Origin of the sequence: Acinetobacter sp. AG3 (assembly GCF_022343575.1) — a bacterium.
In the GTDB taxonomy this organism is placed as follows: domain Bacteria; phylum Pseudomonadota; class Gammaproteobacteria; order Pseudomonadales; family Moraxellaceae; genus Acinetobacter; species Acinetobacter guillouiae.
The window spans coordinates 1,825,682-1,844,669 of sequence record NZ_JAKQZD010000001.1 but is presented as its reverse complement, the minus strand read 5'-3'; the positions used below and the strand labels follow the sequence as shown (position 1 = coordinate 1,844,669).

Genomic DNA, 18,988 nt, shown 5'->3' with positions numbered 1-18,988 from the left:
AATGAAGTGTGCTTGATACTCAGGAATATTACTTAGGTAATATTCCTTTTTTTATACGCTTATTAAAAAATGACAATCATTATTGTCAGATATATTGATAAAGTCACAATCTATGACTATGATGCTTAAAACACCAGCGGATTATTTCAGCAATGACAACAACAAGTAAAACCATCATCATCACGGGTGCAAACACTGGAATCGGGCTTGCAACTGCAGAAACATTTATTAAGGATGGTCACCATGTGATCATTGCTTGTCGTAATCCAGAAAAAGCAAAAACAGCACAGCAACACTTAGAGTCATTCGGTACAGGTCAAGTAGACGTGATTCACCTTGATTTAAATAGTCTTGAACAAATTAACCAAGCAGCCAATGAAATTATTGCCAAATATGAAAAAATTGATGTATTAGTCAACAATGCTGGCATGATGACACCTGATCTTGAGGCCACAGCTGATGGTTTTGAAAAACAGTTTGGGGTAAATTATCTGGGGCCTTTTCTTTGGACATTGAAACTTCTTCCATTGGTTCAAAAAGCCCAACAAGGTCGTGTAATTCATTTGGCTTCAATGATGCATCTTTTAGGTCGTATCCAACCTGAGAATTTTAACGCGGATCAAGTGAAAAAATACAATGGTGTATTGAGCTATGGCAATAGTAAATTAGCCAATCTGCTGTTTAGTAATATCCTTGCAAAACAACTACAAGGAAGTCATGTCACCAGCAATGCATTGCATCCAGGTGGCGTAGATTCTGAGATTTATCGTGAATTACCCAAATGGCAATATGCAATAATTAAACTTGGTCTTATTCCACCATCTAAGCCTGCCGAATTAATTAAAAAAATTGCTTTTGATCCATCATGGGAAAAGCGCAATGGTGATTATGTGAGTTTGCAAACCCCTGCGTTTAAATCAGGCAAAGCCAAAGATATACAGTTGGCACAAAAACTATATGATGAATCCTATGCGCTGGTAAAAGACTATCTGTAATTTTTCGGATTTCATTTTTCAATAAATTCAGGAATATGCTATGACCACTCAATCTACTGAATATCAACCTGATATCCTTGGTACAGGGTATGAAAAACTAACCTTAAACTTAACAGATGACTATGATGGTAAAGTCATTGCGACTTTGGTACGCAAACAAGCAGTTCAAGCGACCAAGAAAGCGGTGCTATATATCCATGGTTTTATCGATTATTTCTTTCAAACAGAAATGGCTGAACAATTTAATCAACATGATTATGATTTTTATGCACTTGATTTAAGAAAATATGGTCGTTCTTACCTACCACATCAAAAATATTATTATGTTCTAAATTTGAATGAATATGATGAAGAAATCACACAAGCATTAAAGATTATTGGTCAGGAAGGCCACACTGAGGTGTTACTGGCAGGACATTCTACAGGAGGATTGATCGCAACATTATATGCAGCACATTATCCACAACACCCCCTTATTCAAGCCTTATGGTGCAATAGTCCTTTCTATGACTTTAATATGCCTGCTTGGAAGAAAAAATTAGCCCTCCCAAAACTCAGCGCATTGGGTAAACGCTTACCTAATTTAAAATTTCCAAGTGAATTAAATAAATGGTATGTCACTAGTCTGCATAAAGATTTGCAAGGCGAATGGGATTTCAGCTTAGAGTGGAAAAAACCAACTTACCCCAAAGTATATTTAAGCTTTGTGCATGCAATTTTTGAAGCGCAAAAAGAAATTCATGCAGGTGTACAGATCAATGTACCAACCTTAGTGATGCATTCTCACAAAACGACCTATCCCAAGAAATTTAACCGAGATGCTCAAAGCACTGATGTTATTTTAGAGGTCAAAGACATCGTGAGGGATGCAGGTAAAATACAGGGCGACGTTAATGTCATGACCATTCAAAATGGGCTGCATGACTTGGTCTTATCGGCACCAGAAGTCAGAAAAGAAGTTTATCATCAACTTTTTTCTTGGTTAGCCCAAAAACAGCTTTAAAAGCGCCAATTCATTCTTCTTTACAAGCGAATGATCAGTTAAAAGTATCCTGCAAAATCAATGTTCATCTTTATATTTCATTAGAATTTGATGAGCAGGATGCCCGACTGGTGTAAGTTCAATCAGACGCTCAACGGCATCAATCGCCTCTGGAAAATGTGCAAGGTGTTTTAATAAAGCATCTGTTTCATTGGCTTTAAAAATCGCTTCACTCAGGCGTGATTCAAGGCAGTCTCGCCATGCAGATAAAAAAGGACTTTCAGTTTTAGCTAAAAATACACCTTTGCATAATTTTAAAGCGGATTCGGTATAACCCGCATCTAAAGCATTCTCTGCTTGCAAGAAATCTGCCTCAACATGTGCCAATAAACGATAAGGCCGTGAACCCAACATGCCACCCAAGATATCGCGCAGTTGCGACATTTCAGCTTTTAATGTGCCGACACTTACTTTTCGTTCACCATATAGCGCTTGATGTAAATTTTCCAGATTCATCCCTTGTGGACACAACGCAAGAATGGTCAAAATTTCAATTTGTCGTGGTGTCAGTACCACAATCTTGCCATTGAACAACACTTGTGGCACAGCAAAAGCCCGGATAAATAAATGTTGTTGCTGAAACTCTAGCAATGCCGATTGAATAATTGAGGCACAGCGTTCAGCTGCCAGTAATCCCAAACTATTGTGATGATTCCATGTGGTTGACAGATCAATCACCCCTAAAACTTGTTTGGAATAAGGATCTATAATGGGAGAGGCATAACAAACCCAGTCATGCACAGAAGACATAAAATGTTCGTTAGAAAACACACAACTGGATTGTTGGGTTTTTAATGACAGTGCCAAAGCATTGGTTCCCACCAAATCTTCTCGCCATTGCCCACCAGCAATAAAATGAACACGTTCTGCAGCATTGCGCATTTGCCCACTCGCGGCTGACCAGATAATGGTACTGCCAATATCCCCTACTGCAGCAACCATTGCCGACTGTTCTGCGATATGGGTTAATTCATCACGACAATGTTCGATTGCTTTTTCTAACAGTGTTTTTCTTTCTTGTTTTACATTCATCAAGGGTGCAGCATCACGATCTTTGGGAATCGCAGCTGAGTTGGAACGTTGCCATGAACTTGCAATACTCTGCCCGAGTTGATCAGCATGTTTTAAAGACAAACTACTACTTTGGCGTAATTGCTCAATTAAACTCCGTTTATTTGATAACTCTTGTTGGCTTAACATACGCTACTTCCTCTGTAATTCGTTAAAAAATATCCTATCCTTTCTCTGTTGTTTTTATCCAGCGGACCTGCTTATAAATTACTCTAGCACATTAACACAGTGAGCTTAACATCAGTCAACACAACTCATACCAAAGCGTTAGAATAAAACCAATTTTTTCCAATATTTAGCAATTTTTCAATAAACAAGAAAATATTGCCAAAGATTAAAGCATAGCGCAAATGTGTCTTGGATTTCATCCAACCTTTTCCCTACCTTTGACTCTCTATGCTCAAACCATCATGTAAACAATCATTGTTCATACATGCCATATTAAACACATCATGAATGATCATGAATATAAGTAAAGGGATACTCTTATGCGTTATGTAGATCCAAATCAGCCTGGTTCAAAAGTACAGTTCAAAGCCCAATATGAAAACTTTATTGATGGCAAATGGGTAGCACCTGTTAAAGGGCAATATTTTGATAATGTCTCTCCTGTAGATGGTAAAGCCTTTACCAAAATTCCACGTTCTTCTGCGGAAGATATCGAACTTGCATTAGATGCAGCACATAAAGCCAAAGCTTCATGGAACAAAGCATCTCCAACAACACGTTCAAATGTACTGCTGAAAATTGCAGATCGTTTAGAAGAAAATTTAGAATTACTGGCGGTTGCAGAAACATGGGAAAACGGTAAGCCAATTCGTGAAACATTGGCAGCTGATATTCCTTTAGCAATTGACCATTTCCGTTATTTTGCAGGCTGTTTACGTGCACAAGAAGGTGGTATCTCTGAAATTGATGAAGATACCATTGCTTACCACTTCCATGAGCCTTTAGGTGTAGTTGGTCAGATCATTCCATGGAACTTCCCTATTCTTATGGCAGCATGGAAACTTGCACCAGCACTTGCGGCGGGTAACTGTATTGTGCTGAAACCTGCTGAACAAACACCATCAAGTATTTTAGTTGTTGCTGAACTCATTCAAGATATTTTACCGCCAGGCGTTTTAAATATTGTCAATGGTTACGGCGTTGAAGTGGGTCGCCCACTGGCAACCAATCCACGTATTGCTAAAATTGCATTTACGGGTTCCACTGCTGTTGGTCAAATGATCATGCAATACGCAACTGAAAATATTATTCCTGTGACACTTGAGCTTGGTGGTAAATCACCAAACATCTTCTTTGAAGATGTCATGGATAAAGATGATGACTATTTAGACAAAGCGCTTGAAGGCTTTGCCATGTTCGCTTTAAACCAAGGTGAAGTATGTACTTGCCCATCACGTGCCTTGGTTCAAGAAAGTATTGCCGATAAATTCCTAGAAATGGCAGTTGAACGTGTAAAACGCATCAAAACTGGACATCCTCTAGATACAGACACCATGATTGGTGCTCAAGCATCTCAAGAGCAACAAGACAAAATCTTGGGATGTATCGCAACAGGCCGTGCTGAAGGTGCTCAATTGCTTACAGGTGGTGGCGATCGTCAGGAAGTCGGTCAAGGTTTCTATATTGAACCTACCATTTTCAAAGGCGACAACAGTATGAAGATTTTCCAAGAAGAAATTTTTGGACCAGTGCTCTCTGTCGCAACATTTAAAGATTATGACGATGCAATCCGAATTGCCAATGATACGATGTATGGCTTAGGCGCTGGTGTATGGTCGCGTTCTGCGCATACCTCTTATCGTGCGGGTCGTGCGATTGAAGCTGGTCGTGTATGGACCAACTGCTACCATATCTACCCTGCACATGCTGCATTCGGTGGTTATAAGAAATCAGGCATTGGCCGTGAAAACCACAAGATGATGCTTGATCATTATCAACAAACCAAGAATTTATTGGTTAGCTATTCAACCAAAGCAATGGGCTTCTTCTAAGTTCTGTAGTTGATTTACACTTTTAAAAAGCGAACTTTGGTTCGCTTTTTTTGTCATGATGAAGATGCTTTTTAATTCTTATCACTATCAATTCATTATTTTATACAGATTGCGATGATTCGCTAAATTTAGTCGGTTGTTGGATTCATCCAAACATCTTCATAGCCATGCTCATCAATAATGACATGATAACCGTGCTCAAGCGCCAAATAAGGTAAAATTTCAGGTAAATATTGCTGTAAATGCGAGGCATGCAGCGGTTGATAAAAATCATCAGCGGAAGAATATTCTCCACAGTGAATAAACCAAGAAACATTGTCTGGTTTTTTAAGCGCAACTCGAACTGCATAAATCGGTTGTTGACCTAGACTCTGTAATGCAATTGCAACCCTATCCGACAAATTAAATTCGATATATTTTGACTCATATTTTTTGCAGATTTGCCGTTGTAATGTTTCTAAATCCATCAACACATTCCTTTATTGCCTGTTTAGTATTGCCTGTTTAGTATTGTTTGTTTAGTTGCATAAACCAATACGTTCAAATCAGATATATTAAGATCAGCAGCAAAATTACTTACGCCTTTTCCATAGCATTTTAATATTTTCGAAACTATATCCAACCACAACTCTTAAATTCACCATCAATAACATTGTGAAAAACACAACAACAAACATCACTAAACTTCGTGGAAAAAATTTCTGATCTAAAACAGATTGATAAGTATTCAATGCTAAATATAAAATGATCAAAAGTGTGTAAAACAACAGTTGAAAGTAGATTTTGTATCTTGGCTTTTTCTCAACAATTTCCATCAAATATACAGACAAAGCCAATGCAGAAAATGCGGTAAAAACGAAAAAGCTGAGTACCCATAAAATGCTAAAGCTTTTGATATGGCCGATTGCCCATAAGGATAGGTTAGCAATACAGCCACATAGTATAAATGCTGTTTTAGGACGTTCTATGAGTTTATAAATCAAATCATTCATTCTCTGTGCTTATACTCTTCTTTTGTTCTTTTACGAAAGGCTCACGATAAAATGCTAAACCATTTGTGCAATATCAATAAATGCCTGTGTAATTGGACTCATCTGTTTTTTATTCTTCACTGCCAGACTAATAGACCGCTTGATATTGGGTGATAAAGGTAATTTTTGAACATTGGGAAACAGCGTCATCAACTCTTTATTCAAGGCCATATCTGCGACAATTGAAACACCAGCACCATTGTTCACCATATTAATAATGGTCAAAATTTGAGAAAAATAACATTTAATTTTTGGACTCAGATTGGCTTTTTTAAACATCTCTGTCACATGGTTTTGGCTGCCTGCTGAGGTCATTAAAAAAGGATGTTCTACCAATTCATCCAATCGAACTGCACTTTGTTGTGATCGTGCATAGGATTTGGGAATAAGTGCTACAAAAATATCCTCTATCACAGGAAAAGTATCAAAACGTTCTTCAGGTAAAACCACAAATCCAACATCAATAGTACGGTCATGAATCCATTGAGCAATATCTTTGTCCGTTCCTTCTTTAATAAACACTTCAATATTTGGATATTTTAAACTAAATTTTTCTAGAATTAAGGGAATCAATACATTAGAAGATGAAGCACCAAAAGATCCAATTCTTAAAGTGCCAGAATGAAATCCTTGTATATCGGAGATTTCTTGTTTTAGCACATTAGAAATATTCAAAATTTCTTTCACATGCACTAAAAGCCGTATACCCGATTCAGTTAGCTCAACTTCATTATGATTGCGATAAAACAATGTGACTGACCAATCTTGTTCTAAGCCTTTAATTGCATGAGAAATCGCAGATTGAGAAATTTGCAAACGCTGCGCTGTGACAGTAAAGCTTTTTTGTTCAGCCAACATGGCAAAAATAGTCAGTTGAGTAAATGTCATCGCCACTCTATCCATGAGTAAAGACTCATTTTACCATGAATAGGCATAAGTCATATTCTTGATTAAAGTTTACTTGGGTTTAGCTTACAGATGAAATAATCAGTGGGTGGGACTTGGTCGAATTAGGTTCTGCATAGAGCGTTCATCATGCTACAAATGATTACTATTCTTTTCCCATCCATTGCCCTGATTGGTTTAGGTTTTTATCTGTTCCAGTCACGTATACTGGATAAAAAATTCTGGAATGGCGCAGAAAAGCTCAATTACTATATTTTATTTCCAGCCTTATTGTTTAGTTCTCTTGCAAATGCAGATATGAATATGGGGCATCTCAACAGCATTCTTACGGTCATTTTTTTCATTATGGCCACGATCATTGCTGGCGTTTATCTGTTTGCAAAGTTAAACCGCACACCTATTGCCCAAATCGGTGTATATGTCCAAAGCTTGATTCGTTTTAATACCTATCTCGGACTCTCGATTGCCACAACACTCAATGATGCTGAAATCAAAAGTATCTTGGTAAATATCCTTGCTATAGCAATTCCCTTGGTTAATGTTATTTCGATCCTTTCTCTGACAGATAAAGATCAACTGAACATTAAAAATATTTTCTGGTCTCTAATCAAAAACCCACTGATCAGTTCTTGTATATTGGGAATTACATTTAATGTTTTAAACATCCCTATTTGGTCTGGCTTTGCAAATCTGTTAAATGCTTTTTCAAGTAGTAGTCTGATGTTGGGCTTATTATGTGTAGGAACAGCAATTCAGTTTTCGACGCTCAAAGTTTATCTGAAAAAGTCTTTGCTCATTAGCCTACTCAGATTATTGCTGATCCCGCTTATTGCCTTTATCTGCTTGCAATTTTTTGAGCTCAGTCATGCTGCGGTGATTGCTATCATGATTTTCTTTTCTATCCCAACCGCATCTTCCGCATATATCTTAACCAAACTATTAAACGGCGATCATCAATTAATGGCGGCAAGCATCAGCATGCAAACACTTTTATCAGTATTTACTTTGGCACTGATCCTTGCGCTATTACAGCATTATTATGTTTAATCCTCTATATTTACGATTAGCATTTCTTCATCAAATATTTTGATGATTCGATGTAGTTTGGCTTTCTGTAGAATAGCTGTACTGCATGGCTAGCTACAGCACAGCTATTCTCTCATGCTAGTATCTAAATCATAGAATCAGAATTTAAAAGCGTATTTATCAAGATTTAGCCAATTCCATCTCAACAAAGTGAAGATGATCAACGCCCCAAAACATTTCATCGCCAATAAACCATGTCGGTGCACCAAAAACACCACGCCCAATGGCTTCGTCTGTGGTATTTTTTAGTTGGGCTTTAACTTGTTCATCTGAAAGCCAAGTTTGAACCTGCTCTATACTAAAACCCAATGATTGAAGCAATATAATAAGTTCATTGATATCATTTAAATTACGCGGATGCCCAAACATTGCATCAAATAAAGCGTTTAACACTGTTAAGAATTTTTCAGCTTGATAAAGCTGAACTGCTGTAATCACCCGCATCAGATTTAAAGTATTAATAGGAAAATAGGGATTCATTTGTATTGGAATATTCCAGAGTTTTGACCAGCGCCCCATATCAATCATCGAATAGCTGGCTTTTGCTGGCACAGCCATTGGACTACTGTTCCCTGTGGCTTTAAAAATACCACCAAGCAAGACTGGCTTCCAAATCACTTGCGCTTGATTTTGTTTTGCAATTTTTTGAATCTGATAAAAGCCTAAATAACTATATGGACTACCCAAATCAAAATAAAATTCTACCTGTTTCATTCAGTGTTATTCCTTAACTGTACTGATCATGTTTTTATCGTACTACTGTAAAAATGATTCTAGAAGAAACTTAAATCATCCAGACGTACTCTCGCTATACAAAGATAAAGCCACCTGCTTATACAACATGACTTATAGCAACTCGCAACCATTAATTAACTTACTAATATAAAGTGACTTACCATTTTTCCATCCAAGGACGTAAATCTAGCTCATGTGTCCATGCATCACGTGGTTGCTGGGCAAGATGCCAATAATTTTCAGCAATATGTTCAGGATTTAAAATACCATCTTGGTCTTTTTTCTCATAAAGATCAGGAAAACTATTTTTAATAAAATCTGTATCAATTGCACCATCAACTACCACATGAGCCACATGAATATTCTGTGGACCAAGTTCTCGCGCCATACTCTGTGCCAAAGCTCTAAGTGCATGCTTTGCCCCTGCAAATGCTGAAAAATAAGCAGCACCACGTAGACCAGCAGTCGCACCAGTAAAGATCAATGTTCCGCGTTGTCGGCTTACCATTCGTTTCGCCACTTCACGACCAGTTAAAAAAGCGGAGAAACACGCCATTTCCCATATTTTAAAATATTTACGTGCGGTTTCTTCAAGGATGCTACATGGAACATTGGCACCGATATTAAAAACCAATACCTCTATTTCACCAATGTTGCTTTCAATTTCTTCGATCAATTGTATAACTTGCTGTTCTTTTCGAGCATCTGATGCAAAACCATATGCTGTCCCACCTGCCTGTTCAATTTCATCAATCAGTGGTTGTAACTTGTCAGCATTGCGACGGGTCATACAACTAATATATCCCCCTTTGGCAAAACGTTTCGCAATCGCACCACCTGTTGCATCACCAGCTCCAATAATCAATGCAACTTTCTGATTTGATGTTGTTATTTCATCTTGCATATCATGCTTCCCTTTTTGCATAACGATCGTTATTATAACGATTACTATGTTATAGTTTAACTAGAGCGTCAAGAAAAAATTTGATCGAGGAAAATATGCGATACAAATCTGACTATAAAGAAGAAAAAAGAAAAGAGCTGTTAAAAATCAGTGGGCAGCTTGCTAAAAAAGATGGTTTTGCTGCAACCGGTGTAGATGGCTTTATGAAAGCTGCTGGCGTGACCAGTGGTGCATTCTATTCACATTTTTCTTCCAAGCAGGATTTGTTTAAAGCATTGGTTGAAAACGAACTCAAAAATAGCATTCAGATGTGGCAAAACAACCCTCATGATCAGGCTGAGTTATGGATTGAATTTGAACTCAATCGTTACTTAACCCTCTCGCATGTTGAACATCCAGATTATGGTTGTGTATTGCCAACACTTGCCACTGAAGTTGCGCGCGCTGATCAGGAGATTAAACAACGCTATCAACAAGAATTACAGCGCGGTCATGCCCTATTTGCTCAACGTCTCGGAAGTGAAGAAAAAGCTTGGGGCGTCTTGTGTCAACTGGTGGGCGCTATACTCATAGCGCGAAGTATCTCTGATGATTCGGTTAAATTGACCATTTTGGAATCAAGCAAACACTGTATTTATTCCATGTTGCAAATCGCAGCATAAATTTAGTTTTCAAGCCAACACAATCTAGTATAAATTAGCAATATTCTCGTTAAATCATTATAAAACCATGACTTCCTCCACACACGCTTTGCCGAAGACAATCTATGCCATTCAACATTTAGCTTTTGAAGATTTAGGTATTCTTGAAGACACTTTTTATGATTTGGGCTATCGCATACGTTATTTTGAAGCGGGTATGGATGATTTAAAGCAAGCATTTGAATTTGAAGGTCTAGTCATCATTCTAGGTGGACCAATTGGCGTTTATGAAACAGAAGATTATCCTTTTTTAAATGATGAAATCGCTTATCTTAAACAACGTTTGGCCAAGAATTTACCCACTATTGGCATTTGCTTAGGTGCACAATTGATTGCGCATGCTTTGGGTGCAAAAGTTTATGCAGGCCATCAAAAAGAGATTGGTTGGAGTCAATTGAAGCTAAATCTAGCTCAAAATAATCCCTTATTACCGCTGGTTAATACCGAAGTCTTACATTGGCATGGTGATACCTTTGACTTACCTGTACAGGCTGAATTACTTGCCAGTTCAGCAATTTATACAAATCAGGCGTTTAGAGTTGGACAAAATATCTTGGCGTTACAATTCCATGTCGAAGTTGCAGCAGACGATATGGAAAAATGGCTGATTGGACATACGTGTGAATTACGCAAAGCTGGCTTAAATATTCCTCATTTACGAGCTGAAAATGAAAAATATGCAGCAAATCTTGAATTAAAATCACCATTGGTTTTAGAGCATTTTATCAAACACTTAAATGTATAATCTATTTATCTATATCAGCATGAAATAGACTTTTCTGTTTCGTGCTTTTTATAACGTATTTACTCTTCACCCATTAATACGGCGTTGCTCGAAATGTAATATCAATACTGCATTGCCTATATTTAACTGATTATTATATTTAACTGACCATAGCATTTACATTAAAAAGATATTCTTTATTCTCACACAAAATTATTTAATCAAACTTAATATTTTACACTAAATCATACCTGATCATTATGTTTGAGCTACAGGATTATACAGAGTAGATACATTAAAGCTTGCTGATTTATTTATACTGCATACTTTAAAACCAAGACTTTGTTTGCAATGAATAAAATATATATTGGCGCTTCTGTGCTCATGACAACGCTTCTTTCTGCCTGCTCTACCCCTGAAGTAAATAATCAAAATGCTAAACCGCTTGGCATGGCCAATCCTGCAAGTGTGTATTGTCAAAAAATGGGAGGAGAGTCTCAGATTAAAAAAGATACATTAGGAAATGAAGTAGGATATTGTAAGCTTCCAAATGGAACAGTGGTTGATGAATGGAAGTTGTTTAGAAGTGCACAAGGCGATGAGCAAGCTGCTACTAAATAATTTTGAATAATCGCTGCGGAATATAAACAATAGACAAGCCTTCTGGAATGACTGATTTTCTATTGGCATAAATTTCAGACTCATTACTGTATATTCACTACGGTAATGAGTTGCTCCATCATTGTCATCGTTAAAATAAATTAGATCTAAACATGCATTAAATATAAACAGTATTGTATTTATTTTGGGAATATTGAATAGATGAAAACCTACCAATCTAAACAGGAACTGATTGTTGCAATCAATAATTCATTAAAGCAATATTTAACAGAATTTGAAGAAATATCCGAAGACTTAAAAGATCATAAAGTTGCAGCTGTAGATAAAACCCCTGCCCAAAACTTAGCCTATCAATTGGGGTGGGTAAATTTATTATTAGAATGGGAAAGTAAAGAACTTGCAGGTTTCCCCGTTTCAATGCCGAAAGAAGGCTATAAATGGAATAACTTAGCCAGTCTATATCAAAATTTTTATCAAACTTATGCCCAGCATTCATTAAAAGAAAATACTCAGTTATTGTCTAAACGGGTTAAAGAAGTCACAGACTGGATTGAAAATCTAACAGATGAAGAACTATTTGAAATAAATCAACGTAAATGGGCAACCACACCTGCCAACTGGCCACTGTATAAATGGATTCATATCAACACTGTCGCCCCTTTTACCAATTTTAGAGTTCAAATCAGAAAATGGAAGAAACTCAGCATAAATACTGAACCAACTAAAAAGCCTTAACAGGTTATTTTTTTCAGTTCTAAATATTGAGTAATGGTGTTATTTAATTCATCCAAATAATACTGTTTGGGTTTTTCTAGCCCCATGGATTTGTGTAATTTCATTAAAGCAGGCAGGTATTCATTTTTATAGACACGCTCATATTCACCACATAATAATGCTCTATTTACCTCATTACTGGTATTTTCATTATCCAATTGCTCATGCATGACTTCAATTTGTTTTTTTTGCTGCATCAATACCAAACTATGAGGATTTGGTGTAATACAGCCTGTAAGCATCAGCAACATTACCATTGTTATTTTTTTCATAAATCTGCTTCATTGTTCTTAGATTAAACTGAGCATAAACTATTTTTATCCCCCGCTCAATTTGTCGATAACAATTAAAATTTGAGTTTTACTAAAGTACGTATTAAAATCTTGATTAAGTAACAAAATCAAGATTTGATATAAACAATTCGAATCTGATTCACTCAAAGTGCAGAGCATTAAAATTCAATCACTCGTAGTTTTATTGATTATCAGCCATCAAGGTGTAAAGAATTTAATCCATGTCCCCTAGAAATAAGCCAAACAGAAAACAATTGTTATCCTCTGCTTGGTCAACAGATCAAGATTGCTTTCTCATTGAAAACAACCATTTAACTGTTGATCAATTGGTTGAAATACTGCCCTACCAACATGATGAAATTATCGCAAGAAAAAGTCAACTTGGACTGCTTAGAAGGGATTTTTACATGAAAAAACTACATGACTTGTAAGCAAAATTACAATATCCCCGCATCGGGCGCGACATAATGAATATATATATTAAATACTTAAATATAGGGCTATGTCATGAACAACAAGTTTAAAATATTTACGCTCGTCGGTGGAATAGCATTACTGAGTGTTGCGGCATTTGCTTATGCAGGAAATGAAAAGATTCAAACCGTTAAAAATGTAGATTTAAAGAGGTATCTGGGTACTTGGCATGAAATTGCACGCAAGCCAATGTATTTTCAAAAGAAATGCGATTATAACATTACTGCTGATTATTCCTTAAATGAAAATGGCTCAATCAAAGTGGATAATCGTTGTTACGATAAAAATGGCAAGCTTCAACAATCGATTGGCGAAGCATCTGTACAAAACGCGCCTACAAACTCCAAATTAAAAGTGAGTTTTTTACCAAAAGCACTTCGTTGGTTACCTGTAGGGCGTGGTGATTATTGGATTTTAAAGCTAGATGAAAATTATCAAGTTGCATTGATTGGCACACCCAATAAGAAATATTTATGGTTACTCAGTCGATCTCAACAGCTTGATCCAGCCACGACTGAAGAATATTTAAATTATGCTAAAAGCTTAGGATATGATTTAAGTGATTTAATTGAAACCAAACAAAAATAAATGCATACAAGCCCTCTTTTTGAGGGCTTGTTGAATCTGGCTCATTTTATACGATTGCACTACAAGCCCTTCTGATCAATATTATCTACGAAATGAGACACAACTGATGAGTAAGCCCACAACCATCAATGCTCCAGCACAGATAAAGGTAAGTTGCATCCCATCAATGATTGCTAAAGCCGTTGCCTGAGTGAGCTGATTTGTGCCGACACCAAATGAAAAAATAGCTCCCATCACTGAAGCCCCGATAATTAAGCCCATATTACGAGATAAGCTAAGAAGTCCTGATACTATCCCTTGTCGAGCTTTGGGAACATCTGCCAAGGTCATGGTATTGTTGGCTGCCTGAAACAACTGATAACCCGAAGTCAAAATAATGATCGGCATAATATAGCCACTTATACCCATCAATTTCGGTAAGATAGCGAGCATCGAGCTACCGATAATCAGAAAAATTAACCCTGTAATGACGATATAGCGACTGCCCCAACGATCGACAAGTCGACCCGATGGAATCCCACTTAAGATAGCAACCACTGGCCCAATCCCCATAATCAAACCCACTTGTATTTGATCCAAGTTTAGACCAAGACTGAGATAAAAAGGTCCAATGACAAGTGTGGTCATCATAACAGCTGCAACCAACGAATTAACCATAAGGTTTGGTGTTATGTTCTGGTCTGTTTGCAAAGAAGTTAGCGCAGGAATTTGTTTTTTAATGTAATCATTAGGCAGCAGTACCCTAGCCAGAATAATCGCGATACCCGCAAGTATAAACTGTAATCCAAAAATGCTTTGCCAACCGCTCACGACAAGCAGAAACCCGCCCAACACTGGTCCAAGTGCTGTACCTAAAGCAGATATTGTTCCAAGCATTCCCATTGCTCTTCCCAACTGTGATTTACTGACGGTCTGACGTGTAAGTGCCATTGCAAGTGTCATTAAGAATGCCGCACCTATTCCTTGAAATGATCGTGCAGCAACCAATATCCATAAGCTGGGTGCAACACTACATAGCAGTGAAGCCAAACTGAATATAAGCAGTCCAACGATCAGCATAGACTTACATCCATATCGATCACCTAAGCGTCCAGCAATCACAACCGTGATCGTCAACGAGATCAGATATCCAATTACAACAGCCTGTACTTGAATAAATGGCAGTAAAAAGACCTCAGCTAGTGTGGGTAATGCGATATTAGCAATGCTTGTTCCCAGCGATGCCAATAGCATGGATAACGCCAAAGTGATAGTGATTCCAGTTTGGGTCTTGTTTGTCAATGTTAATGATTCTGTCTGCTCTGTCATGTTGCGCTCTTGTCAGCAGTGGTGTTTAATCACATACTACTAATTCAAGTTGACTTGAGGTCAAGTATGAAATTTCTTGATATTGGTGAAGTTTCAGCAAAAAGTGGAATTAAACCTTCAGCACTACGCTATTACGAAGAAATCGGTCTGATTTTCTCAATTTCTCGCCATGGATTACGTAGACAATTCTCTTCTGAAGTTCTGTTACGACTCACTTTGATTTCAATGGGAAAATCAGCAGGCTTTTCACTTAAAGAAATCGCAGCAATGTTCGATAGTCGTGGTGCACTTGATCTTTCACCAAGTGTTATTCACCAAAAAGCTGATGAGATTGATCTTCAAATTCATAAATTGATCGCACTTCGTGACATACTTCGTCACGTAGGTGACTGCCCTGCACCATCGCATTTGCAATGTCCTAGTTTTAAGCGACTAGTTGAAAAGGCTGCTCATAAATAAAAGACTTTTTAAAAAGGTTGTTAGGCGTATTTGCTGAATAGCTAAATTAGATTGTAGAACAATAATTAAAATTAGCACGCAATGACATTGAACAGTCAAATGGCTTTCTCTAAGATGATAAAACAAGCTTAAATTTTGATGACTTTTATACGTTTGTAGCCTGATCTACGAATATAAATTGTATCTGTTGAAATCGGTATTTTTGATTTATGGATCAAAGTAAATCTAGTGATTCTGGTGTTTTCCTCTGGTTAACATATCACACCCTAAATAAAATGAATTTGGACGCAAATCGGATATTTTCACAAATAAGATTATCTGAACAACCACCTGACAAAACCATTCGGCGAGATAATTCGACCCAACAACGCTTTTGGGAAATAGCTGAAGAAATCAGTGCTGATCAGGATATCGGACTTCATGTAGGTGAACATTTCCCCATTTTTAGAGGCGAAATATTAGAATACATTTTTATGAGTAGCCCTACATTTGGAGACGGCTTACAAAGAGCGTTGCGTTATCAGAAAATTTTTACCGATGCTTTTGTGGCTCATTTACACATTGAAAATCAAAATGCAATGATCACGAATCTTCAGCACCCAGTTCGTCATTATCTAGAATGTGCCATAAGCGTTATGCTTAATTTTTTAAACTATATCAGTAACAATCATTTTTATCCCAAAGAAATATGGTTGCCTTACCAAGAAGGCGCGAGTTTAGATGAATATCAACGTATCTGGAAATGCCCGACTCGTTTAGGTATGCAGTACGGCTGTATAATTTTTGATGCGGAAATATTGAGTTTAGCTTCAGCATCGGCTGAGCCAATGCTATTAAAAATACATGAGCATGTAGCTAAACAGCAGGTGAAAGTTGTCGATAAATATTATTTGATTAATGATATAGAAAACTTACTCAGCTCTGGTTTATTAGAATCAGGGCAATTAGATCTAAAATTAATTGCCCAACATTTAGGGCTACAGCCCCGAAAACTTCGTGCAGATCTTAAAGAAGTTAACACGACTTTTGAAAAAGTTTTGGCAACTTATCGTGAAAAAATGGCCAAAAAGCTGTTGATGAATCCCAATATAAGCATAGATCAAGTTGTATATTTACTTGGTTTTTCTGAGCCTTCCGCCTTTTCACGTGCCTTTAAACGTTGGACAAATGAAACGCCATCCCATTATCGCCAGCGCAAGCAAAAATAAGTTTTCACTATAACTTGATTCTAATGACATTTAACGAGTTAGCTTTTCGGTCAAAAGAAATGAGCTGTTTTTTTCTACACTGATGGTTATTTCTTAATTGAAAAGGATCAGAGATGTTAGGTTTTCCAATTGGCCTTTTAGTTGCGAATGGATTTGAATGGTATGCACATAAGGTATGGTTGCATGAGTTTCCAAGTAAACACCGTAATAGCCCTTTCTTCACACATATAGCACATCATAAACGTGCCAGAACAGATCTGTTTCATGATGAAGGATATCGTGAATCTATGTTTAAAAATGCAGAAATTTATAATGAAAAAACCGTATTGTTAGGTTTAGCCGCGGTTTCAACTGTATTTTTACCCATTGCACCATTTTTTACTGCCGGCTTATATTATGGGATTTGGAATTATTGGCGTGTACATGCAAAATCTCACCTAGACCCAGAATACGCGCGTAAACGGATCCCTTGGCACTATGATCATCATATGGCAAGTAATCAAAATGCCAATTGGTGTGTTACACGTCCGTGGTTTGATTATATTATGGGAACACGTGTTTTTACTGAGCTTTCGATTAAAGAAAGCAATCCCTTAGGAATAAAACTACCTCAAAATTTTGAAATAATCCTAAATAAGACATCACAGAAAATATTTGCAAAATCATATCTTAAAATTATCTCTAAGAGTGCATTGGATATAAAAAGTACTCGTCAAGGCATCTCATTAGAACTGTAAATTTTAACAAATAAAGTATTAAGGATCATTTAGATGAAACGATTATTCCCCAAACATATTGCTGCACCAAAGTTTTTACATCATTTTATCGATCGTTCAGAGACAATCAACGGAAGACCTTTTGATGTGAATACGCCAACGCATACACCAAAAGGAAAGTATTCTTGCGTTCATTATGGGGTTATGATTCCGAATCTTGAAGCACCATTTAATTTTTTGAATCTATTAATTGTGGTTGGCCAACCTCGTGTAAAAATTTTTCGGAATCAACATTTAATCCAAACTACTGCGCTTGATACTGCAAACGTATTAATCGGTACCGCAGTAGGTACAAAAGAACATTTTAATGGCTATAGTGTAGAAAATGACTGTGTATTGGAAAGCAATGGTTCATCTTTAAGTTTTGGTCATGACGTGTTACTTGAAGGTACATATCCAAATTTTCATGCGCAGCGTGAAGGTCATGATTTCAATTTTGATTTAAAGATTCATGCGACTGATAAAATTGCCCAATTTGTACAAATGTCATTGGGTTTATATGATCACTGGGCATTATTATGTAAATATGAAGGATTTCTTGAATATCAAGGTAAGAAAACCACAGTTCAAGGACTGTGTACTTATGAATATGCTCGTGCAGTAGATGTAAATTTATATATCAATTATTTTACTTATCATATTTTAAATATCGATGAGAAAACTCAAGTCCTACTTGTAGAAATCCTTGGTCCATTAAATCTGGTATTGCAACGTCGAGTATATATTCGTTCTACAGATGATCATGGTAGTATTCATTCAAATGGATTTAATTTTAATGTCCATGCATTTGAAGATCAGCGCGTTATAACCCCGAATGGTTTATCAATGCGTTTAGCTCATACTTTCTCATGGAATGTGAATGATGATAATGGAAATCCGTTAATCCATATTGATGGTCGAACAAATGCTGATTTTCAATATGGTATGGCGGGAGGTTATGCAGGGAGCTATAAATATAAAGGTACATTCAAGGGTCGTGCAGTTGAAGGTACTGGTTATATTGAATATTTAGATATCCGTACCGATTAGATCGATTCAACTTATAACTAGGTGATAAAAAGCCTAGTTTAAACAGATATATCAGCTGCTTTACCATTGCTCGATATTCATCAATGTAGTTATGAAATATATCAAGGCAACGATAATACGATATTCGGTCTTTTCTACATTTACTTTGGAGGGAAGTAAAAGTAAATTAAAGAGAACTATTCCTTAAGCACTAAGACAAAATGAATATCTTTAACCAATTTAAACTTTGTATTGAGCAGCGTAAAAGCTTAATTCAAGCATCC

Annotated in this window: 22 protein-coding genes; 14 read left to right on the top strand and 8 right to left on the bottom strand. The window is 36.8% G+C overall.

The genetic code is table 11. From position 1 onward, the window contains the following. The first annotated feature begins 152 nt into the window (after window positions 1-152). Entirely contained in the window at window positions 153-995 is an 843-nt protein-coding gene (locus L3V46_RS08530) for an SDR family oxidoreductase (protein WP_034615196.1), read from the top strand. 40 nt (window positions 996-1,035) lie between these two features. Next, on the top strand, window positions 1,036-1,998 hold the full coding sequence (locus L3V46_RS08525; RefSeq protein ID WP_239045436.1) for an alpha/beta hydrolase: 963 nt from the start codon (window positions 1,036-1,038) through the stop codon (window positions 1,996-1,998). A 57-nt stretch (window positions 1,999-2,055) separates the two neighbouring features. Here the strand turns inward: L3V46_RS08525 and L3V46_RS08520 are convergent, their stop codons facing one another. Next, window positions 2,056-3,237, bottom strand: a complete 1,182-nt coding sequence (locus L3V46_RS08520; protein ID WP_004719519.1) for a hypothetical protein — start codon at window positions 3,235-3,237, stop codon at window positions 2,056-2,058. A 359-nt stretch (window positions 3,238-3,596) separates the two neighbouring features. Between L3V46_RS08520 and L3V46_RS08515 the strand changes: the two genes are divergently transcribed. Then, window positions 3,597-5,108, top strand: coding sequence for an aldehyde dehydrogenase family protein (locus L3V46_RS08515; protein WP_004719517.1), 1,512 nt, complete (start codon window positions 3,597-3,599; stop codon window positions 5,106-5,108). Between the two features lie 128 nt (window positions 5,109-5,236). Here the strand turns inward: L3V46_RS08515 and L3V46_RS08510 are convergent, their stop codons facing one another. The 3 genes from L3V46_RS08510 to L3V46_RS08500 all read right to left on the bottom strand — a co-directional run bounded on the left by L3V46_RS08510 (window position 5,237) and on the right by L3V46_RS08500 (window position 7,027). Next, window positions 5,237-5,575: a hypothetical protein gene (locus L3V46_RS08510; RefSeq protein ID WP_004822291.1), complete on the bottom strand. Its 339-nt coding sequence runs from the start codon at window positions 5,573-5,575 to the stop codon at window positions 5,237-5,239. Between the two features lie 105 nt (window positions 5,576-5,680). Then, window positions 5,681-6,100, bottom strand: a complete 420-nt coding sequence (locus tag L3V46_RS08505) for a hypothetical protein (protein ID WP_239045435.1) — start codon at window positions 6,098-6,100, stop codon at window positions 5,681-5,683. A gap of 54 nt (window positions 6,101-6,154) precedes the next feature. Further along, a complete protein-coding gene (locus tag L3V46_RS08500; RefSeq protein ID WP_239046764.1) occupies window positions 6,155-7,027 on the bottom strand; it encodes a LysR family transcriptional regulator in 873 nt (290 codons plus the stop codon). Window positions 7,028-7,174: 147 nt separating this feature from the next. On the opposite strand from L3V46_RS08500, the gene L3V46_RS08495 reads away from it, so the two are divergent. Then, on the top strand, window positions 7,175-8,092 hold the full coding sequence (locus tag L3V46_RS08495; RefSeq protein WP_239045434.1) for an AEC family transporter: 918 nt from the start codon (window positions 7,175-7,177) through the stop codon (window positions 8,090-8,092). A gap of 159 nt (window positions 8,093-8,251) precedes the next feature. Here the strand turns inward: L3V46_RS08495 and L3V46_RS08490 are convergent, their stop codons facing one another. Further along, window positions 8,252-8,845 carry a 2-hydroxychromene-2-carboxylate isomerase gene (locus L3V46_RS08490; RefSeq protein WP_034615209.1) on the bottom strand — a complete coding sequence of 198 codons (594 nt, stop codon included), beginning with the start codon at window positions 8,843-8,845 and terminating at the stop codon, window positions 8,252-8,254. Window positions 8,846-9,023: 178 nt separating this feature from the next. Beyond that, window positions 9,024-9,770 carry an SDR family oxidoreductase gene (locus L3V46_RS08485; RefSeq protein ID WP_096734377.1) on the bottom strand — a complete coding sequence of 249 codons (747 nt, stop codon included), beginning with the start codon at window positions 9,768-9,770 and terminating at the stop codon, window positions 9,024-9,026. A 95-nt stretch (window positions 9,771-9,865) separates the two neighbouring features. Between L3V46_RS08485 and L3V46_RS08480 the strand changes: the two genes are divergently transcribed. The 4 genes from L3V46_RS08480 (at window position 9,866) to L3V46_RS08465 (ending at window position 12,551) form a co-directional block, all read left to right on the top strand. Next, window positions 9,866-10,432, top strand: a complete 567-nt coding sequence (locus tag L3V46_RS08480; RefSeq protein WP_239045433.1) for a TetR/AcrR family transcriptional regulator — start codon at window positions 9,866-9,868, stop codon at window positions 10,430-10,432. A 67-nt stretch (window positions 10,433-10,499) separates the two neighbouring features. Continuing rightward, window positions 10,500-11,216, top strand: a complete 717-nt coding sequence (locus L3V46_RS08475; protein WP_004822306.1) for a glutamine amidotransferase — start codon at window positions 10,500-10,502, stop codon at window positions 11,214-11,216. Window positions 11,217-11,546: 330 nt separating this feature from the next. Then, window positions 11,547-11,816, top strand: coding sequence for a DUF333 domain-containing protein (locus L3V46_RS08470; protein ID WP_004822308.1), 270 nt, complete (start codon window positions 11,547-11,549; stop codon window positions 11,814-11,816). Window positions 11,817-12,017: 201 nt separating this feature from the next. Further along, window positions 12,018-12,551: a ClbS/DfsB family four-helix bundle protein gene (locus tag L3V46_RS08465; RefSeq protein ID WP_239045432.1), complete on the top strand. Its 534-nt coding sequence runs from the start codon at window positions 12,018-12,020 to the stop codon at window positions 12,549-12,551. On the opposite strand, the gene L3V46_RS08460 is transcribed toward L3V46_RS08465, so the two are convergent. Further along, complete coding sequence (locus tag L3V46_RS08460) at window positions 12,548-12,862, bottom strand: hypothetical protein (RefSeq protein ID WP_239045431.1); 315 nt, start codon at window positions 12,860-12,862, stop codon at window positions 12,548-12,550. The genes L3V46_RS08465 and L3V46_RS08460 overlap by 4 nt on opposite strands. A 242-nt stretch (window positions 12,863-13,104) precedes the next feature. Between L3V46_RS08460 and L3V46_RS08455 the strand changes: the two genes are divergently transcribed. Together L3V46_RS08455 and L3V46_RS08450 are read left to right on the top strand one after the other, a co-directional pair. Beyond that, on the top strand, window positions 13,105-13,314 hold the full coding sequence (locus L3V46_RS08455) for a hypothetical protein (protein ID WP_034615229.1): 210 nt from the start codon (window positions 13,105-13,107) through the stop codon (window positions 13,312-13,314). Window positions 13,315-13,390: 76 nt separating this feature from the next. Further along, window positions 13,391-13,945, top strand: coding sequence for a lipocalin family protein (locus L3V46_RS08450; protein WP_239045430.1), 555 nt, complete (start codon window positions 13,391-13,393; stop codon window positions 13,943-13,945). A gap of 81 nt (window positions 13,946-14,026) precedes the next feature. Here the strand turns inward: L3V46_RS08450 and L3V46_RS08445 are convergent, their stop codons facing one another. Continuing rightward, the gene (locus L3V46_RS08445; protein WP_239045429.1) at window positions 14,027-15,253 is read right to left on the bottom strand and encodes an MFS transporter; all 1,227 of its coding nucleotides are present in this window, start codon (window positions 15,251-15,253) and stop codon (window positions 14,027-14,029) included. A gap of 66 nt (window positions 15,254-15,319) precedes the next feature. Between L3V46_RS08445 and L3V46_RS08440 the strand changes: the two genes are divergently transcribed. From L3V46_RS08440 to L3V46_RS08425, 4 genes are all read left to right on the top strand, one after another. Next, window positions 15,320-15,712 carry a helix-turn-helix domain-containing protein gene (locus L3V46_RS08440; RefSeq protein ID WP_239045428.1) on the top strand — a complete coding sequence of 131 codons (393 nt, stop codon included), beginning with the start codon at window positions 15,320-15,322 and terminating at the stop codon, window positions 15,710-15,712. Window positions 15,713-15,921: 209 nt separating this feature from the next. Then, window positions 15,922-16,920 (top strand): AraC family transcriptional regulator, encoded by a 999-nt coding sequence (locus tag L3V46_RS08435; RefSeq protein ID WP_034615236.1) that lies wholly within the window; start codon window positions 15,922-15,924, stop codon window positions 16,918-16,920. A gap of 113 nt (window positions 16,921-17,033) precedes the next feature. Beyond that, window positions 17,034-17,657, top strand: a complete 624-nt coding sequence (locus tag L3V46_RS08430; protein WP_239045427.1) for a sterol desaturase family protein — start codon at window positions 17,034-17,036, stop codon at window positions 17,655-17,657. Between the two features lie 33 nt (window positions 17,658-17,690). Beyond that, window positions 17,691-18,725, top strand: a complete 1,035-nt coding sequence (locus tag L3V46_RS08425) for a DUF6670 family protein (RefSeq protein ID WP_239045426.1) — start codon at window positions 17,691-17,693, stop codon at window positions 18,723-18,725. The last annotated feature ends 263 nt before the right edge of the window (window positions 18,726-18,988 follow it).

Coding starts and splice junctions, on each gene's coding strand:
- L3V46_RS08530 (WP_034615196.1), top strand. CDS start 153: ATGACAACAACAAGTAAAACCATCATCATCACGGGTGCAAACACTGGA.
- L3V46_RS08525 (WP_239045436.1), top strand. CDS start 1,036: ATGACCACTCAATCTACTGAATATCAACCTGATATCCTTGGTACAGGG.
- L3V46_RS08520 (WP_004719519.1), bottom strand. CDS start 3,237: ATGTTAAGCCAACAAGAGTTATCAAATAAACGGAGTTTAATTGAGCAA.
- L3V46_RS08515 (WP_004719517.1), top strand. CDS start 3,597: ATGCGTTATGTAGATCCAAATCAGCCTGGTTCAAAAGTACAGTTCAAA.
- L3V46_RS08510 (WP_004822291.1), bottom strand. CDS start 5,575: ATGGATTTAGAAACATTACAACGGCAAATCTGCAAAAAATATGAGTCA.
- L3V46_RS08505 (WP_239045435.1), bottom strand. CDS start 6,100: ATGAATGATTTGATTTATAAACTCATAGAACGTCCTAAAACAGCATTT.
- L3V46_RS08500 (WP_239046764.1), bottom strand. CDS start 7,027: ATGACATTTACTCAACTGACTATTTTTGCCATGTTGGCTGAACAAAAA.
- L3V46_RS08495 (WP_239045434.1), top strand. CDS start 7,175: ATGCTACAAATGATTACTATTCTTTTCCCATCCATTGCCCTGATTGGT.
- L3V46_RS08490 (WP_034615209.1), bottom strand. CDS start 8,845: ATGAAACAGGTAGAATTTTATTTTGATTTGGGTAGTCCATATAGTTAT.
- L3V46_RS08485 (WP_096734377.1), bottom strand. CDS start 9,770: ATGCAAGATGAAATAACAACATCAAATCAGAAAGTTGCATTGATTATT.
- L3V46_RS08480 (WP_239045433.1), top strand. CDS start 9,866: ATGCGATACAAATCTGACTATAAAGAAGAAAAAAGAAAAGAGCTGTTA.
- L3V46_RS08475 (WP_004822306.1), top strand. CDS start 10,500: ATGACTTCCTCCACACACGCTTTGCCGAAGACAATCTATGCCATTCAA.
- L3V46_RS08470 (WP_004822308.1), top strand. CDS start 11,547: ATGAATAAAATATATATTGGCGCTTCTGTGCTCATGACAACGCTTCTT.
- L3V46_RS08465 (WP_239045432.1), top strand. CDS start 12,018: ATGAAAACCTACCAATCTAAACAGGAACTGATTGTTGCAATCAATAAT.
- L3V46_RS08460 (WP_239045431.1), bottom strand. CDS start 12,862: ATGAAAAAAATAACAATGGTAATGTTGCTGATGCTTACAGGCTGTATT.
- L3V46_RS08455 (WP_034615229.1), top strand. CDS start 13,105: ATGTCCCCTAGAAATAAGCCAAACAGAAAACAATTGTTATCCTCTGCT.
- L3V46_RS08450 (WP_239045430.1), top strand. CDS start 13,391: ATGAACAACAAGTTTAAAATATTTACGCTCGTCGGTGGAATAGCATTA.
- L3V46_RS08445 (WP_239045429.1), bottom strand. CDS start 15,253: ATGACAGAGCAGACAGAATCATTAACATTGACAAACAAGACCCAAACT.
- L3V46_RS08440 (WP_239045428.1), top strand. CDS start 15,320: ATGAAATTTCTTGATATTGGTGAAGTTTCAGCAAAAAGTGGAATTAAA.
- L3V46_RS08435 (WP_034615236.1), top strand. CDS start 15,922: ATGGATCAAAGTAAATCTAGTGATTCTGGTGTTTTCCTCTGGTTAACA.
- L3V46_RS08430 (WP_239045427.1), top strand. CDS start 17,034: ATGTTAGGTTTTCCAATTGGCCTTTTAGTTGCGAATGGATTTGAATGG.
- L3V46_RS08425 (WP_239045426.1), top strand. CDS start 17,691: ATGAAACGATTATTCCCCAAACATATTGCTGCACCAAAGTTTTTACAT.